The following is a 15,769-nucleotide window of genomic DNA, read 5'->3' as shown; positions in this document are numbered from 1 at the left end:
CCTGCTCACAGACGAATGTCCTCAGGGCCCTGGATCAGCGCTTCGATACGCGTGCCGGTGGCGCGTTCTTCGTTGCTGAAACCGTCGTAGTCGGCCAGGTTGGCGAAGCGGATGCCGGTCAGGCGTTCTATCTGGATCACGCTGCGCTGGTAGGTCCTGAGCTGGCCGAACACCAGGTCGAGCTGCCCCAGTTCGCGGATTTGGTCGATCATGTAGGCGCTGGCGGACGGTTTGCCGTCGTCGTTGAGGTAGGCGACCACTTTCCAGAAGGCCTTGGGGATTTGCACGCCGCGGTATACGCGGTCATCGTCGGCGTACACCGGGCCGGTAAATACCGTGGCCCTGGCTTTCCAGCGTTGCGTGTTGTCCAGAATGTAGTCTTCGAGTTCCAGCCAGGTTTTCTGGTTGAACCCGCTCATCTGCGGCGAGCAGTTGGTGAAATGGAAGGTGTCGAGGTTGGCGGTTTGCGCCACGTCACCCCAATTGGGATCTTGGCGGCGGACCAGATGGCCGCGATCCAGGCCATTGTTGGCATAAAGCGCGTCGCCTACCTGTGCTTCGATAGGCAAGCGACCGTCATAGGCCCAGCTGTCGTTGCTGCGAATAATCTCCACGTGCTGGTTGCCGTCAATGTTGACGCCGACATACAGCGCGAGCCGTTTCGAGCGCGACATGGTAATCGAGAAGTGCGTGTAGTCCAGGCGCTCACCACCCCCCTTCAAGACCTGTACATCTTCCGCCAAGGCCCCTTCAGCCGTGGGCCAGGGCACCACGAAACTGCCGAGGAAATCCTCTGCGTAGCCGTGTCGGTCCTTCAGGTCGTTGGCCGAGGTGACGCGGGGCGTCGCCGCCCGTGCCTCCAGCAGCGTGGGGCTCGCAGTGATCAATGGGCGCAGGTCAGCGAGCCGTGGGCGGTACGACAGGTCAATCTTGGCTTTACGTGCGGGCATCGGTAAGTCCTCCTTGGATAAACACGACTGCAACATAGGTTAATGACAATTGATGACACGCGTTAACCCCTGGGGGCTATCCTGAAACGGTTACCCGGACGTTCACCCCATGCCAACAAGGAGCCAGTTCATGTGTGATCACCCTTTGCGTAACCCGGTTTTTTGCCTGATCCCGCCCTATATGCTCGACCAGATCGCGCGCAACGGCGACAAGGCGCAGCGGGACGTCGCGTTGCGTACCCGTGCCAAGGACAGCACGTTCCGCTCGCTGCGCATGGTCGCGGTGCCCGCCAAGGGGCCGGCCCGCTTGGCCTTGGCCATGGGCGCCGAGAAACAGCGCTCGATCTACAGCGCCGAGGGCAGCGACAGCCTGCCAGGAAAACTGATCCGTGGCGAAGGGCAGCCCGTGAGTGGCGATGCGGCGGTGGACGAAGCCTATGATGGCCTGGGCGCCACCTTCGATTTTTTTGAACAGGTCTTCGACCGCAACTCCATCGACGACGCGGGCATGGCGTTGGACGCGACCGTGCATTTTGGCCAGAACTACAACAACGCGTTCTGGAACTCGACCCAGATGGTGTTCGGGGATGGGGACGGCGAGTTGTTCAACCGCTTCACCGTGGCCCTCGATGTGATTGGCCATGAGTTGGCCCATGGCGTCACGGAGGATGAGGCCAAGCTGATGTATTTCAATCAGTCCGGGGCGTTGAACGAGTCGTTGTCGGACGTGTTCGGCTCACTGATCAAGCAATATGCCTTGAAACAAAAGGCTGAAGATGCCGATTGGTTGATCGGCAAAGGGTTGTTTACCAAAAAGATCAAAGGCACTGCACTGCGCTCGATGAAAGCGCCCGGCACCGCCTTTGACGACAAGTTGTTGGGTAAGGACCCGCAACCGGGGCACATGGATGATTTTGTCCAGACCTACGAGGACAATGGTGGGGTGCATATCAATTCCGGTATTCCCAACCATGCGTTCTACCAGGTGGCGACCAGGTTGGGTGGGTTTGCCTGGGAGCGCGCGGGGCGCATCTGGTATGACGCGCTGCGTGATGCGCGGCTGCGGCCTAATTCGGGGTTTGTGCGCTTTGCGCGTATTACTTACGATGTTGCGGGGCGCCTGTACGGCGTGAACAAGGACGAACAGAAGGCGGTCAAGGACGGTTGGCAAGCGGTCGGTATTGCTGTTTGACGTGAGGAGCAGCCATGCACATCTCAATCAAGGAAAACGGCGGGCCGGGTTTTTTTCCGGGCCTGGCCAAGCCGCGCACGGTGGAGCTGGACACACTCCCTGAGCAAGACCAGCAGGAATTGCGGCAACTGATCAAGGCTTCAGACTTCTTTGAGTTGCCGCCAAACAACCCGCCCGCGCCCGGTAACCCGGGCCAGGTGCACTACACCCTGACCGTGACCGAGGGCCAGCGCGAACACACGGTCTGTGTGCTGGCGCCGGTGAAGTCCCAGGCGCTGGATGGGTTGGTGCAGTGCGTGCGCCGGCATGTGCGTGGCTGAGGCTGTTGAGGGCTGCTGCGCAGCCCCACGGGAGCGAGCTCCCTCGCCACAGGTAAGGTGTCGTAAGGGGACTGGCCGGGTTTACCTGCGATCCAGCCACACGGTCTGCGCATTGCAGAATTCCCGCACGCCGAAGTGCGACAGCTCGCGCCCGAAACCACTTTTCTTCACGCCACCAAACGCCACTCGCGGGTCCGAGACGCTGAATGCGTTGACGAAGATGCCGCCGGTTTCCAGTTGGTTGGCGATATCACGGGCCTTTGCCGCATCGGTGGTGAAGAGGCTCGCAGTCAGGCCGAATTCACTGTCGTTGGCCAGGGCCACCGCGTGCTCGGCGTCACGGGCGGTGATGATCGAGGCCACAGGGCCAAACAACTCCTGCTTGAATGAGGTCATCTGGTCGGTGACGTTCGCCAATACGGTCGGCTCGTAGTAGTTGCCGGCACCTGCGACTTTGTTGCCGCCCAGCAGCAGGGTCGCGCCTTCTTCCAATGTGGCCTGCACTTGACCGTGCAACTCGTCGCGCAGGTCAAAGCGTGCCATCGGGCCGATGTAGGTCTGGGACGAGGTCGGGTCACCCATTACCAGTTTGCGGCTGGCTTCGAGGAATTTGGCGGTGAAAGCTTCCACGACGCCTGCTTCGATGATCAGGCGCTTGGCGGCGGCGCAGACTTGGCCGCTGTTCTGGAAACGGCCAATCACGGCGGCCTGCACGGCGGCGTCGAGGTCGGCGTCGTTGAGTACGATGAACGGGTCGGAGCCGCCCAGTTCCAGCACGCATTTTTTCAGCGCGGCACCCGCCTGGGAGCCAATGGCAATACCTGCACGCACGCTGCCGGTGAGGGTGACGGCGGCGATGCGTGGGTCGGCAATCGCCTTGGAAACGCCCTCGTTCGTCACGTTGACCACTTAAAAAAGCCCGTCGGCGAAGCCGGCTTTCTGCAGCGCTTGCTGGATCAGGTAGGCGCTGCCCATGACGTTCGGCGCATGTTTGAGCACGTAGGTGTTACCGGCCAGCAAGGTCGGCACGGCGCCGCGCAGTACTTGCCACACCGGGAAATTCCACGGCATCACGGCGAAGATCGGGCCCAGTGGGCGATATTCGATCCGGGCGCTGCCGTTGTCCACGAGGGTCGGTTCCGGGGCGAGCATGGCTGGGCCGTGGGCGGCATACCATTCGCTGAGCTGGGCGCATTTTTCGATTTCAGCGCGGGCCTGGGCGATAGGTTTGCCCATTTCCAGGGTAATCATCTGCGCCATGGTTTCGGCCTGTTCGCGCAGGGTGGCGGCCAGGGCCAGCAGCAACTCGGCACGCTGGCTGACCGGCTGGCGGCGCCAGGTACGAAAGGCGTGGGTGGCGCGCTGGAGGGCTGCGTCCAGTTGCTGCTCGGTTTCGTAGGGATAGCTGCCGACCGTTTCGCCATTGGCCGGGTTGATCGAGAGGGCGTGGGTCGTCGGGTTCATGGCACCGTCCTGCTGAATGAGTGGAATGGGTTCAGCGTACGGGGCTGTATGTTTTCTGGAAACTGAATAATATTGAGCAATACATTCACGTTTGGAGAATGATTTGGACCTGGTGCAGCTGGAAATCTTCAAGGCGGTTGCCGAGCAGGGCAGCATCAGCGCCGCCGCACAGTTGATTCATCGCGTGCCGTCGAACCTGACCACGCGCATCAAGCAACTGGAGCAGGACTTGGGCGTCGAGTTGTTTATCCGCGAGAAGAGCCGTCTGCGCCTGTCACCGGCCGGCTGGAATTTCCTCGGCTATGCGCGGCGCATTCTCGACTTGGTCCAGGAGGCCCGGGCGACGGTAGCGGGAGAGGAGCCCCAGGGCACGTTTGCCCTTGGCTCCCTGGAAAGTACAGCCGCGGTGCGTATCCCGACGTTGCTGGCGGCGTATAACCAGCAGTACACCAAGGTCGAGCTGGACCTGAGCGCGGGGCCGTCGGGCACGATGATCGAGGGGGTGCTGTCAGGTCGGCTGACCGCGGCATTTGTCGATGGGCCGGTGCTGCATGCCACGCTGGAAGGCGTGCCGGTATTCGAGGAGGAGATGGTGGTGATTGCGCCGTTGCATCACGCGCCGATCAACCGGGGGCAGGACGTGAACGGGGAGAGCATCTATACGTTTCGCTCGAACTGCTCTTACCGGCACCACTTGGAGCGCTGGTTTTCCCAGGACGGTGCGGTGCCAGGCAAGATCTTCGAGATCGAGTCTTACCACGGCATGCTCGCCTGCGTCAGCGCCGGGGCCGGCCTGGCATTGATGCCGCGCAGCATGCTGGAAAGCATGCCGGGATTTGCCGCCGTGAGTGTGTGGCCGTTGGCGGACAATTTCCGCATTTTGCACACCTGGTTGATCTGGCGGCGGGGCACGGTGTCGCAGAGTTTGAACAGCTTCGTAAGACTTCTGGAAGAACGCGGGCTGGAAATTTCGTAGATCAATGGGGGAGCCACTCATGCCAGTCAGTTAAGCGATAGATCGGACAACAAGTAACCTGTGGCGAGGGAGCTTGCTCCCGTTGGACTGCGTAGCAGGCCCAGCCTTTTCAAGCCCAAAGCTGGGGCCGCTTCGCGACCCAGCGGGAGCAAGCTCCCTCGCCACAGTGACTGTGCTCCTCCTTGACTGACTGGAATTTCGTTTTCATCAGCCGCCGAACTGCAAGGTGCCCATGGCTAGCTTTGCCATCAGCGCCGTGGCGCCCAGTTGCACCAGCCACAGGGCCAACCCACCCAGAAACACCCCCAGCGCAACTTGCAGCACGAGGCTCTTCTGGCGCTTGGCGCGTGGTGCGCGCGGGGTGTAATCGTCGTCCAGTTCATCGCGGTCGGCGCGCAGGTCCAGGTCATCGTTTCTCATGAGGCTCTCACAGCAAAGGGGCAGTTGGGGTTCAGTCTAGGAGCTGCAGACGAAAAAGGGGAAGCCATCGGCTTCCCCCTTCGCGTGCAATGGCTACAGGCTTACAGCACCTGAACGATTGCCTTTGTGACGGCATCAATGTTCGATTGGTTCAACGCCGCCACACAGATACGCCCGGTATCCAGCGCGTAGATACCAAACTCGCTGCGCAGGCGGGTGACTTGTTCAACGGTCAGGCCCGAGTAGGAGAACATCCCACGCTGGCGGCCGACGAAGCTGAAGTCATGGCCTGGAGCCGCTTTGGCCAGGTCGGCGACCATCTGCTCACGCATGCCACGGATGCGCAGGCGCATTTCGGCCAATTCGGCTTCCCACTGGGCGCGCAGCTCAGGGTTGTTCAACACCGCTGCCACGATTGCCGCGCCGTGGGTTGGCGGGTTGGAGTAGTTGGTACGGATCACGCGCTTGACCTGGGACAGGATGCGCGCGCTTTCTTCTTTGGATTCGCCGACGATGGACAACGCGCCGACACGTTCGCCGTACAGGGAGAACGACTTGGAGAACGAGCTGGACACAAAGAAGGTCAGGCCCGATTCAGCAAACAGGCGCACCGCCGCGGCGTCTTCGTGGATGCCGTCGCCAAAGCCCTGGTAGGCCATGTCGAGGAACGGCACCAGGTTCCTGGCCTTGACCACGTCCAGCACGTTCTGCCAGTCGGCCGGGCTCAGGTCGACGCCGGTCGGGTTGTGGCAGCAGGCGTGCAGCACGACGATCGACTGTGGCGGCAGGGTGTTGAGGTCTTCCAGCAGGCCGGCACGGTTCACATCGTGGGTGGCGGCGTCGTAGTAGCGGTAGTTCTGCACTGGGAAGCCGGCGGTTTCGAACAGCGCGAGGTGGTTTTCCCAGCTCGGGTCGCTGATGGCGACGACGGCGTTGGGCAGCAGTTGCTTGAGGAAGTCGGCGCCAATCTTCAGGGCACCGGTGCCGCCCACGGCCTGGACAGTGACGACGCGGCCGGCGCTCAGCAGTGGCGACTCGGCGCCGAACAGCAAGGTTTGTACGGCCTTGTCATAGGCGGCGATGCCGTCGATCGGCAAGTAGCCACGGGCAGCGTGTTGCGCCACGCGAATGGCTTCCGCTTCGGCAACGGCACGCAAGAGTGGAATCTTCCCCTCCTCGTTGCAGTAAACGCCTACGCCAAGGTTGACCTTGGTGGTACGTGTATCGGCGTTGAATGCTTCGTTGAGGCCCAGGATAGGATCGCGTGGTGCCATTTCGACAGCGGAGAACAGGCTCATTTTTGCGGCAGCTCTATGGGGGAAAGGAGGGACGTGTCGCGCTCCGGCCGAAGGCACTAGAGCGGTGCACAAACGGGGAGCTAGTATAGAGGCCATCACCGCTTGAGGCGACAACCGAAACGGCTTTTCGGCCAAGTTTTTCGGTTTATTTGCTGACCGTTAGTCTTATTGCAACATTGATTCCGAACGGCAAGTAGGACGATTGCCTTGAAACCCGTCACATTCGCCACCAGTTCTATGGCTATCATGATCTTTTCCTACTCCCCGCGCTGAATCTTCGCGGAGGGTGGTCTATTTCGTCCTCGACGGGTTTACAGTCTGGGGGTGACTTCACGAGGTACGTTATGTCGGATTTCCAACTCGTCACCCGCTTTGAACCCGCCGGCGATCAGCCGGAAGCCATTCGCCAGATGGTCGAGGGTATCGAGGCCGGCCTGGCGCACCAGACGCTGCTCGGGGTAACCGGTTCGGGCAAGACCTTCAGCATCGCCAACGTCATCGCCCAGATCAATCGCCCGACCTTGGTGCTGGCACCGAACAAGACCCTGGCCGCGCAGTTGTACGGCGAGTTCAAGGCATTCTTCCCGAACAATGCGGTGGAGTACTTCGTTTCCTACTACGACTATTACCAGCCCGAGGCCTACGTACCGTCGTCCGACACCTTTATCGAAAAGGATGCGTCGATCAACGACCACATCGAACAGATGCGGCTGTCGGCGACCAAGGCGTTGCTCGAGCGCAAGGACGCGATCATCGTCACCACGGTGTCGTGCATCTATGGCCTGGGCAGCCCGGAAACCTATTTGAAGATGGTGCTGCACGTCGACCGCGGCGACAAACTCGACCAGCGCGAACTGCTGCGCCGCCTGGCCAGCTTGCAGTACACCCGTAACGATATGGACTTTGCCCGCGCCACATTCCGCGTGCGTGGCGACGTGATCGACATCTACCCGGCCGAATCCGACCTGGAAGCGATCCGCATCGAGCTGTTTGACGATGAAGTCGAGAGCCTGTCGGCTTTCGACCCGTTGACCGGCGAGGTGATCCGCAAGTTGCCGCGCTTTACCTTCTATCCGAAAAGCCACTACGTGACGCCCCGTGAAACCCTGATGGGCGCCATCGAGGGGATCAAGGTGGAGCTGGCTGAGCGCCTGGAATACTTGCGCGCCAATAACAAGCTGGTAGAGGCCCAGCGCCTGGAGCAGCGCACCCGCTTCGACCTGGAGATGATCCTGGAGCTGGGCTACTGCAACGGGATCGAAAACTACTCGCGCTACTTGTCGGGCCGTGAAGCCGGTGCGCCGCCGCCGACCCTCTACGATTATCTGCCGCCCGACGCTTTGCTGGTGATCGACGAATCCCACGTCAGCGTGCCGCAGGTCGGCGCCATGTATAAGGGCGACCGTTCGCGTAAAGAAACGCTGGTGGAATACGGCTTCCGCCTGCCTTCGGCGCTGGATAACCGGCCGATGCGCTTTGATGAATGGGAAGCCATCAGCCCGCAGACCATTTTCGTCTCCGCTACGCCGGGCAACTACGAAGCCGAGCATGCCGGACGCGTGATCGAACAGGTGGTCAGGCCGACGGGCCTGGTCGACCCACAGGTGGAAATCCGCCCGGCGTTGACCCAGGTGGACGACCTGCTGTCGGAGATCAACAAGCGCGTGGCGGTGGAGGAGCGGGTGCTGGTGACCACGCTGACCAAGCGCATGGCCGAAGACCTCACCGACTACCTGGCCGACCACGGCGTGCGCGTGCGCTACCTGCACTCGGACATCGACACCGTGGAGCGCGTGGAAATCATCCGCGACCTGCGCCTGGGCACCTTTGATGTGCTGGTGGGCATCAACCTGTTGCGTGAAGGCCTGGATATGCCGGAAGTGTCACTGGTGGCAATCCTGGATGCGGACAAGGAGGGCTTCCTGCGTTCGGAGCGCTCGTTGATCCAGACCATTGGCCGAGCTGCGCGTAATCTCAATGGGCGTGCGATTCTCTACGCCGACCGCATGACGGGCTCCATGGAGCGGGCGATTGGCGAGACCGAGCGGCGTCGCGATAAGCAGATTGCCTTCAACCTCGCCAATGGCATTACGCCCAAGGGCGTGTTCAAGGACGTCGCCGATATTATGGAAGGCGCCACTGTGCCCGGCTCGCGCAGCAAGAAACGCAAGGGGATGGCCAAGGCGGCCGAGGAGAGCGCCAAGTACGAGAACGAACTGCGTTCGCCGAGTGAGATCACCAAGCGTATTCGGCAGTTGGAAGAGAAGATGTACCAATTGGCGCGGGATCTGGAGTTTGAGGCGGCGGCGCAGACACGCGATGAGATTGGCAAGTTGCGTGAGCGGCTGTTGGCTGTCTGATTTGCGCTGAGTCCGCCGGCCTCATCGGGGGCAAGCCCCCTCCCACCTTGACCGCATTCTCATGTTGGAAATCGGTCGGAGTGGGAGGGGGCTTGCCCCCGATGGCATCCCCTCGGTTTTCCAGAAATCACCCAGGCTGTTACCATTCGCCCCTTGTTTGAATTTTCAGTTTTATCGCCCATTCGAGACCTGCCATGACCACCGTCCGCACGCGCATTGCGCCATCGCCTACTGGGGATCCCCACGTCGGCACTGCTTACATCGCCTTGTTCAACTACTGCTTTGCCAAGCAGCACGGTGGTGAATTCATCCTGCGGATCGAAGACACCGACCAACTGCGTTCTACCCGCGAGTCGGAACAGCAGATTTTCGATGCCCTGCGCTGGCTGGGCATTACCTGGGCGGAAGGCCCGGACGTCGGCGGCCCGCACGGTCCGTATCGCCAGAGCGAGCGTAGCGACATCTACAAGCAGTACACCCAGCAATTGGTCGACATGGGGCACGCGTTCCCCTGCTTCTGCACCGCAGAGGAACTGGACCAGATGCGTGCCGAGCAAATGGCACGCGGTGAAACCCCGCGCTACGATGGCCGTGCGCTGTTGTTGTCGAAAGAAGAAGTGGCTCGGCGCCTGGCCGCAGGCGAGCCGCACGTCATCCGCATGAAAGTGCCGAGCGAAGGCGTGTGCGTAGTGCCGGACATGCTGCGCGGTGACGTCGAGATCCCGTGGGACCGCATGGACATGCAGGTGCTGATGAAGACCGACGGCCTGCCGACGTACTTCCTGGCCAACGTGGTCGACGACCACCTGATGGGCATCACCCACGTGCTGCGTGGCGAAGAATGGCTGCCGTCGGCGCCGAAGCTGATCCTGCTCTATGAGTACTTCGGCTGGGAGCAGCCGCAGTTGTGCTACATGCCGCTGCTGCGTAACCCGGACAAGAGCAAGTTGTCCAAGCGCAAGAACCCGACCTCGGTGACCTTCTACGAGCGTATGGGCTTCATGCCGGAGGCGATGCTCAACTACCTGGGCCGCATGGGCTGGTCGATGCCGGACGAGCGTGAGAAGTTCTCGCTGCAGGAAATGGTCGACAACTTCGACCTGTCCCGGGTGTCGCTGGGTGGGCCGATCTTCGATATCGAGAAACTGTCGTGGCTCAATGGCCAGTGGCTGCGTGATCTGCCGGTGGAAGAGTTCGCCAGTCGTGTGCAGCAATGGGCGTTGAACCCCGAGTACATGATGAAGATCGCACCGTTGGTGCAGGGCAGGGTGGAGACGTTCAGCCAGGTCGCACCGCTGGCCAGCTTCTTCTTTGCCGGTGGCGTGAACCCGGATGCCAAGCTGTTCGAGTCCAAGAAACTTTCGGGCGATCAGGTTCGCCAGTTGATGCAGCTGATCCTGTGGAAGCTCGAAAGCCTGCGTCAGTGGGAGAAAGAGGCGATTACCGCAACGATCCAGGCGGTGGTTGAATCCCTTGAACTGAAATTGCGTGATGCCATGCCGCTGATGTTTGCCGCGATCACCGGGCAGGCCAGTTCGGTGTCGGTGCTCGATGCGATGGAAATCCTCGGCCCGGACCTCACGCGTTTCCGTCTGCGCCAAGCCCTTGATTTGCTTGGTGGTGTGTCGAAGAAAGAAAACAAAGAGTGGGAAAAGCTGCTGGTCGCGATTGCTTAAGCAGGCTGTGGTAACGGCGAAACCCAGGTTTTCCGGGGTTTCGCCGGTAAGTGGTTGTTATCCCGGCAAAAAATTTTGGAAATTGTTGAAAATAAATTTGACACACTTCCAAACCGCCATTAAGATTCGCCCCGTCCTCACCGATGAGGGGCTATAGCTCAGCTGGGAGAGCGCTTGCATGGCATGCAAGAGGTCAACGGTTCGATCCCGTTTAGCTCCACCAATTACAGGTTCAAGGTCTGGCCACACCGTCCTTGAATCGATCAGTTCTCAGCACTGATCAGTTGTTCAGAAGGTTTTGTCCCCTTCGTCTAGTGGCCTAGGACACCGCCCTTTCACGGCGGTAACAGGGGTTCGAGTCCCCTAGGGGACGCCAGTTTCAACAAGCAGTTCGAAAGGTCTGCTGCGCCGCGAGGCGAAAAATCCGGGGCTATAGCTCAGCTGGGAGAGCGCTTGCATGGCATGCAAGAGGTCAACGGTTCGATCCCGTTTAGCTCCACCAATTTACAGGTTAAAGGTCTGGCCACACCGTCCTTGAATCGATCAGTTCTCAGCACTGATCAATGTACAGAAGGTTTGTGTCCCCTTCGTCTAGTGGCCTAGGACACCGCCCTTTCACGGCGGTAACAGGGGTTCGAGTCCCCTAGGGGACGCCACGATTACCCGCTATGCGGGATTTTAAAGGGTCATTCAATTATTGAATGGCCCTTTTGTTTGTCTGGCGTTCAGCCAACTCTCTCCTTTATTTCAATCTTCTCTTCTGACCAGCGGTCATGCCTGTCGCTTGCGCAATATTATTATGGTAATAATATTCAACTCATGAGAGAGGGAGGCAACGATGAGTGATAAAAAAGCGCAAACCCGCGAACGCATTCTGCAAGCTGCCAGCGCTGCATTGATCCAGCGCGGCCCTGCCGAGCCTAGTGTGGGTGAAGTCATGGGCGCCGCCGGGCTTACGGTTGGCGGTTTCTATGCGCACTTTGAAAGCAAGGACGCGCTGATGCTGGAGGCATTCACCCAGTTATTGGCGAGGCGGCGTGCATCGATTGACGATATGGATGCGCAGCTCACGGGTGAGGAGCGCAGAAGTTTGGTGGCGGCGTTTTATCTGTCGCGCAAACACCGCGACTCCACCGCCCAGGCGTGCCCCATACCGGCGACCGTCGGTGAGATGAGCCGCCTGCCGGACGAATTTCGCCATGCCTTGAATGAGCACGTGGAGCTGATGGCCGCGCAGCTGGCCGCCAGTCCTGAAGACACCGACAAAGCCCTGGCTGACATGGCGTTGATGATCGGTGGCCTGGCCTTGGCGCGTGCCCTGGGCCCGGGCGAGCTGTCTGACCGTGTGTTACGCGCAGCCAAGTCGGCGGTGCGCTAAATAAGGAGAGGAGTTCCAACATGGGCGCACTGACCTGGGTTCGTGGCTTCAACCGCACTGTCGGCCGCTTGGCGCCGCATACGGTGGCAAGCAAGATGCGTCGCATCTTCATGACCCCGCGTGACCTGCCTGCGCGTGATTGGGAACTGCCGCTGCTGGCCGAATCTGAGCGCATTACTTTGCGTTTCGGCCTGTCTGCGCTGCGATGGGGGCAAGGGCCCGCCGTTTTGCTGATGCACGGCTGGGAAGGGCGCCCCACGCAGTTCGCCAGCTTGATCACGGCGTTGGTGCGCGAGGGGTATTCGGTCATCGCGCTGGAAGGGCCTGCCCACGGACGTTCGCCGGGGCGTGAAGCGCATGTGTTGCTGTTTGCCCGCGCCATGCTGGAAGCCGCAGCCGAATTGCCACCGCTGCATGCGGTGATCGGCCATTCCATGGGCGGCGCCAGTGCCATGCTGGCTGTTCAATTGGGCCTGCGGACCGAGGCGTTGGTCAGTATCGCTGCGCCGTCGCGTTTCCTGGATGTGCTGCGCGGGTTCGCCGGCATGGTCGGTTTGCCGCCACGGGCGCGTTCAGCCTTTATCCAGGAGGTCGAATGGGCCTTCGGCATGCCGATCAAGCACCTGGATGTCGCTCACTACCAAATGAATATGCCCGGTCTGATCGTGCATGCCGAAGACGATACGTTCGTGCCGGTCAGGGCTTCTCAGGCCATCCACGAGGCGTGGTTCGACAGCCGGCTGTTGCGCCTGGAAAGTGGGGGGCACCAGAAAGTGCTGGCCGATCCCCGAGTGATCGACGGCGTACTGAGCCTGCTCGCCGGTTGTCATCTACAGGCACGGCAAACCGCCTGATACACTGCTCCCGCCGACATTAATCGACTGGAGCAAGGCCATGGGCTGGGATTTGGCAACGCCGTTTATCATCGATCTGCAGGTTGCCCCTGAGGACATTGATGGCCTGGGGCACGCCAACAATGCGGTGTATGTGTCCTGGTTGGAACGTTGCGCCTGGCGTCATTCCCAGCGCCTGGGGCTGGACCTCACCGAGTACCGTCGCCTGGATCGTGCCATGGCCGTGGTCCGCCATGAGATCGATTACCTGGCGGCGGGTTATGAAGGTGACGAGCTTCAACTGGCCACCTGGATCGTCGATTGGGACCAGCGCCTGAAAATGACCCGTCGTTTCCAACTGGTGCGCCCCCGCGACGGCGTGACACTGCTGCGTGCGCAAACCACCTTTGTCTGTATCGAGCTGTCCAGCGGCAAGCCCAAGCGCATGCCCGTCGAGTTTCTTGAAGGTTATGGCCCCGCCCTGACAGGGGGTTAACGGTTGCCGCAGGAAACCCAGTAAACTGCGCGACGATTTTTGTTGAGTGTTTCCCATGCAAATTGCTTTGGCGCCCATGGAGGGGTTGGTCGACAACATCCTGCGGGACGTATTGACCCGCGTGGGCGGTATTGATTGGTGCGTGACCGAGTTCATCCGCGTTAACGACCGCCTGCTCACGCCTGCCTATTTCCATAAACTTGCCCCGGAACTGCTGCACGGTGCCCACACCGCAGCCGGTGTGCCGTTGCGCGTGCAATTGCTTGGCTCCGACCCGGTCTGCCTGGCGGAAAACGCTGCCCTGGCCTGCGAACTGGGCTCCGAGGTGATCGACCTGAACTTCGGCTGCCCGGCCAAGACCGTCAACAAGTCCCGTGGCGGCGCGGTACTGCTCAAGGAGCCGGAACTGCTCAACCAGATCGTCGAACACGTACGCCGTGCAGTTCCGGCGCATATCCCGGTCACCGCCAAGATGCGCCTGGGCTTCGACAGCCCGGACGGCGCGCTGGTCTGCGCCACGGCCCTGGCCGAAGGTGGCGCGGCGCATATCGTGGTGCATGCGCGCACCAAGACCGACGGTTACAAGCCACCGGCCCACTGGGAATGGATCCCGCGAGTACAGGACGTGGTCAAGGTGCCGGTGTTCGCCAACGGCGATATCTGGAGCGTGGAAGACTGGCGGCGTTGTCGCGAAGTCAGTGGCGCCGAGGACATCATGCTCGGCCGCGGCCTGGTAGCACGCCCAGACTTGGCACGGCAGATCGCCGCCGCGCGGGCCGGCGAAGAAGTCGTGGAAATGACCTGGGCGCAGATGCAGCCCATGCTCCAGGACTTCTGGAGCCAATCGGTGGCGCAACTGACCGAGCGCCAGGCGCCGGGCCGTTTGAAGCAGTGGCTGGCAATGTTGACGCGCAATTATCCGCAAGCGGTGGAACTATTCACCGCGATGCGTCGCGAGACGGAGCTGGTGGCGATCAGCCGGTTGTTGGGCATGCCGCATCCTGCCGCGGCCGCGTAACGCACAGACACCTCTAGCAAGGGCGCCATTGGCGCCCTTTTTTATGGTGAAACGTAACTGTTGGAACCGAACAGCGCGTCACTCCACGAACATCAGGGCATACACCTCAGGAATCTGGCCCATGAATGCTTCAAGCCTAAACCCCGCTGTTTCTTCAGCCCATCCTCAATTGATGTCCTGCACTGGGCCGGCTGCCGGGAAGACGCAGCCTGTCGTGAACACCTTCAAAGTCGCCGAGCGGCGGTTTGGTGAGCACTTCGACGGCAGCACCCACGCCGCCGTGATCCAGCTGATGATGGCGATACTGGGCCCCACGCCTGCCGATATGTTCGAGCACGTGACGCCTTCGGGTAACGGCTATGACGTCACGATGAAGGATGAATTCAAGGTTCATGTCACGCAGGATGAACTGAGGCAGGCAGCGCAGGCATCCAGGTTCAGCGGTGATGACAGTGAGGCGGTCAGGGCGGCCAACTTCGCATTGGCGGTGTTTGTGAAGCGCAAGCAGCAAGTCGGCGATTACCCCGGTTTCGAGGTTGCACTGGCCAAGACACTCCAGGGCGAAACCACCCTGCGGTGCTTGCAGGGCATGGGCGTGTATGGCCTGTCCCAGTCGGTATCGCCGAGCGAAATGATGGGCGAGGGGGTAGTGGCAGTGATGGGCACCCGACAGTTCGGCAGTGCGCTGGTGGTGAGCGGGGTGGGGTACGACCACGGTCGCCCGTGCCAGGTGGGGGACCGTTATGGTTACAGGTTGTTTGCCGACAAGCCCCGCACGGGTGCAGCAGCGCATAAGGTGTTGGCGGGCCAGAAACCGAAAGATGTGTGGAGCGGCTTCTTCCAGGGGGCGCCGGGTAATTGCGTGACGGTGTCGGCGATCAAGGCTGCAATGATGCGGTTCGGACAAAGCCCCCAAACTATTTTCCGACAGGTCACTGTCATTCCTGGGGGGTATGAAGTGGTCATGCGCGATAGCTTCAGCCTGCGGCTCACCCATGAAGAGATCAACCAAGCCAGGGCCGCCTCAGGGCTGGCCGGCAGTGACCAGCGTCTGCTCGACGACGCCAACTTCCTGTACGCCGTAAGTGCCAAGCGTGCGCAGTTGAAGAACAACGATTTCCGTGCCGGCCAGAGCTATGCAGCCGCCTTGGAGACGCTCAACGATGGCGAATTTCCAGGGCAGGCCCTGCGCCGACTGGGGCTGTTTGGTTATCTACGGGAAAGTGATGTGAGTGAATTGGCCAAAGGCGCCATCGGCACGCTGGCGGACGGTCACCATTCGGTGGTCGTCATTGACGGTGTGCTCGACTTTTACGGGCAAAAACATGACCTGGCTTCGTCCGAATGGATGAACACGGGGTTCCGTGCGTTGAAGCTGGTTTGACAGG

Annotated in this window: 13 protein-coding genes, 4 tRNA genes and 1 pseudogene; 14 read left to right on the top strand and 4 right to left on the bottom strand. The window is 60.8% G+C overall.

Translation table 11 applies throughout. The features are described 5' to 3' along the window. Positions 1-5: 5 nt before the first annotated feature. Complete coding sequence (locus DK870_RS24760) at positions 6-950, bottom strand: DNA/RNA non-specific endonuclease (protein ID WP_161549940.1); 945 nt, start codon at positions 948-950, stop codon at positions 6-8. A gap of 130 nt (positions 951-1,080) precedes the next feature. On the opposite strand from DK870_RS24760, the gene DK870_RS24755 reads away from it, so the two are divergent. Both DK870_RS24755 and DK870_RS24750 read left to right on the top strand, forming a co-directional pair. Next, positions 1,081-2,142, top strand: coding sequence for a M4 family metallopeptidase (locus DK870_RS24755; protein ID WP_060755804.1), 1,062 nt, complete (start codon positions 1,081-1,083; stop codon positions 2,140-2,142). Between the two features lie 14 nt (positions 2,143-2,156). Then, complete coding sequence (locus tag DK870_RS24750) at positions 2,157-2,462, top strand: protealysin inhibitor emfourin (RefSeq protein WP_060755803.1); 306 nt, start codon at positions 2,157-2,159, stop codon at positions 2,460-2,462. Positions 2,463-2,543: 81 nt separating this feature from the next. Here DK870_RS24750 and DK870_RS24745 read toward each other — a convergent pair. After that, a pseudogene (locus DK870_RS24745) lies at positions 2,544-3,926 on the bottom strand (aldehyde dehydrogenase family protein). A gap of 103 nt (positions 3,927-4,029) precedes the next feature. On the opposite strand from DK870_RS24745, the gene DK870_RS24740 reads away from it, so the two are divergent. Further along, positions 4,030-4,902, top strand: coding sequence for a LysR family transcriptional regulator (locus DK870_RS24740; protein WP_161549938.1), 873 nt, complete (start codon positions 4,030-4,032; stop codon positions 4,900-4,902). A gap of 207 nt (positions 4,903-5,109) precedes the next feature. Here the strand turns inward: DK870_RS24740 and DK870_RS24735 are convergent, their stop codons facing one another. Both DK870_RS24735 and DK870_RS24730 read right to left on the bottom strand, forming a co-directional pair. Further along, entirely contained in the window at positions 5,110-5,322 is a 213-nt protein-coding gene (locus tag DK870_RS24735; RefSeq protein WP_060755801.1) for a hypothetical protein, read from the bottom strand. 101 nt (positions 5,323-5,423) lie between these two features. Next, positions 5,424-6,620 (bottom strand): amino acid aminotransferase, encoded by a 1,197-nt coding sequence (locus DK870_RS24730; RefSeq protein ID WP_161549937.1) that lies wholly within the window; start codon positions 6,618-6,620, stop codon positions 5,424-5,426. A gap of 344 nt (positions 6,621-6,964) precedes the next feature. On the opposite strand from DK870_RS24730, the gene uvrB reads away from it, so the two are divergent. The 11 genes from uvrB to DK870_RS24675 all read left to right on the top strand — a co-directional run bounded on the left by uvrB (position 6,965) and on the right by DK870_RS24675 (position 15,765). Further along, the gene (gene uvrB, locus DK870_RS24725; RefSeq protein ID WP_060755799.1) at positions 6,965-8,980 is read left to right on the top strand and encodes an excinuclease ABC subunit UvrB; all 2,016 of its coding nucleotides are present in this window, start codon (positions 6,965-6,967) and stop codon (positions 8,978-8,980) included. A gap of 194 nt (positions 8,981-9,174) precedes the next feature. Further along, positions 9,175-10,656 (top strand): glutamate--tRNA ligase, encoded by a 1,482-nt coding sequence (gltX, locus tag DK870_RS24720; protein WP_060755798.1) that lies wholly within the window; start codon positions 9,175-9,177, stop codon positions 10,654-10,656. A 147-nt stretch (positions 10,657-10,803) separates the two neighbouring features. Beyond that, a tRNA-Ala gene (locus DK870_RS24715) sits at positions 10,804-10,879 on the top strand. 77 nt (positions 10,880-10,956) lie between these two features. Then, positions 10,957-11,032: transfer RNA gene (locus tag DK870_RS24710), tRNA-Glu, on the top strand. A gap of 50 nt (positions 11,033-11,082) precedes the next feature. Continuing rightward, a tRNA-Ala gene (locus DK870_RS24705) sits at positions 11,083-11,158 on the top strand. Between the two features lie 78 nt (positions 11,159-11,236). Further along, a tRNA-Glu gene (locus DK870_RS24700) sits at positions 11,237-11,312 on the top strand. Positions 11,313-11,494: 182 nt separating this feature from the next. Further along, positions 11,495-12,034 carry a TetR/AcrR family transcriptional regulator gene (locus DK870_RS24695; RefSeq protein WP_060755797.1) on the top strand — a complete coding sequence of 180 codons (540 nt, stop codon included), beginning with the start codon at positions 11,495-11,497 and terminating at the stop codon, positions 12,032-12,034. Between the two features lie 20 nt (positions 12,035-12,054). After that, positions 12,055-12,888: an alpha/beta fold hydrolase gene (locus tag DK870_RS24690; RefSeq protein WP_161549934.1), complete on the top strand. Its 834-nt coding sequence runs from the start codon at positions 12,055-12,057 to the stop codon at positions 12,886-12,888. Positions 12,889-12,928: 40 nt separating this feature from the next. Next, the gene (locus tag DK870_RS24685) at positions 12,929-13,363 is read left to right on the top strand and encodes a thioesterase family protein (RefSeq protein WP_060755795.1); all 435 of its coding nucleotides are present in this window, start codon (positions 12,929-12,931) and stop codon (positions 13,361-13,363) included. A 55-nt stretch (positions 13,364-13,418) separates the two neighbouring features. Next, positions 13,419-14,381: a tRNA-dihydrouridine synthase gene (locus tag DK870_RS24680; protein ID WP_060755794.1), complete on the top strand. Its 963-nt coding sequence runs from the start codon at positions 13,419-13,421 to the stop codon at positions 14,379-14,381. Positions 14,382-14,595: 214 nt separating this feature from the next. Continuing rightward, entirely contained in the window at positions 14,596-15,765 is a 1,170-nt protein-coding gene (locus DK870_RS24675; protein WP_372241707.1) for a hypothetical protein, read from the top strand. The last annotated feature ends 4 nt before the right edge of the window (positions 15,766-15,769 follow it).

The sequence above is a fragment of the Pseudomonas sp. Q1 genome (assembly GCF_009935975.1).
Taxonomy (GTDB): domain Bacteria; phylum Pseudomonadota; class Gammaproteobacteria; order Pseudomonadales; family Pseudomonadaceae; genus Aquipseudomonas; species Aquipseudomonas palleroniana.
The sequence above is the reverse complement of the archived record's forward strand: the minus strand, read 5'-3'. Positions and strand labels throughout refer to the sequence as shown.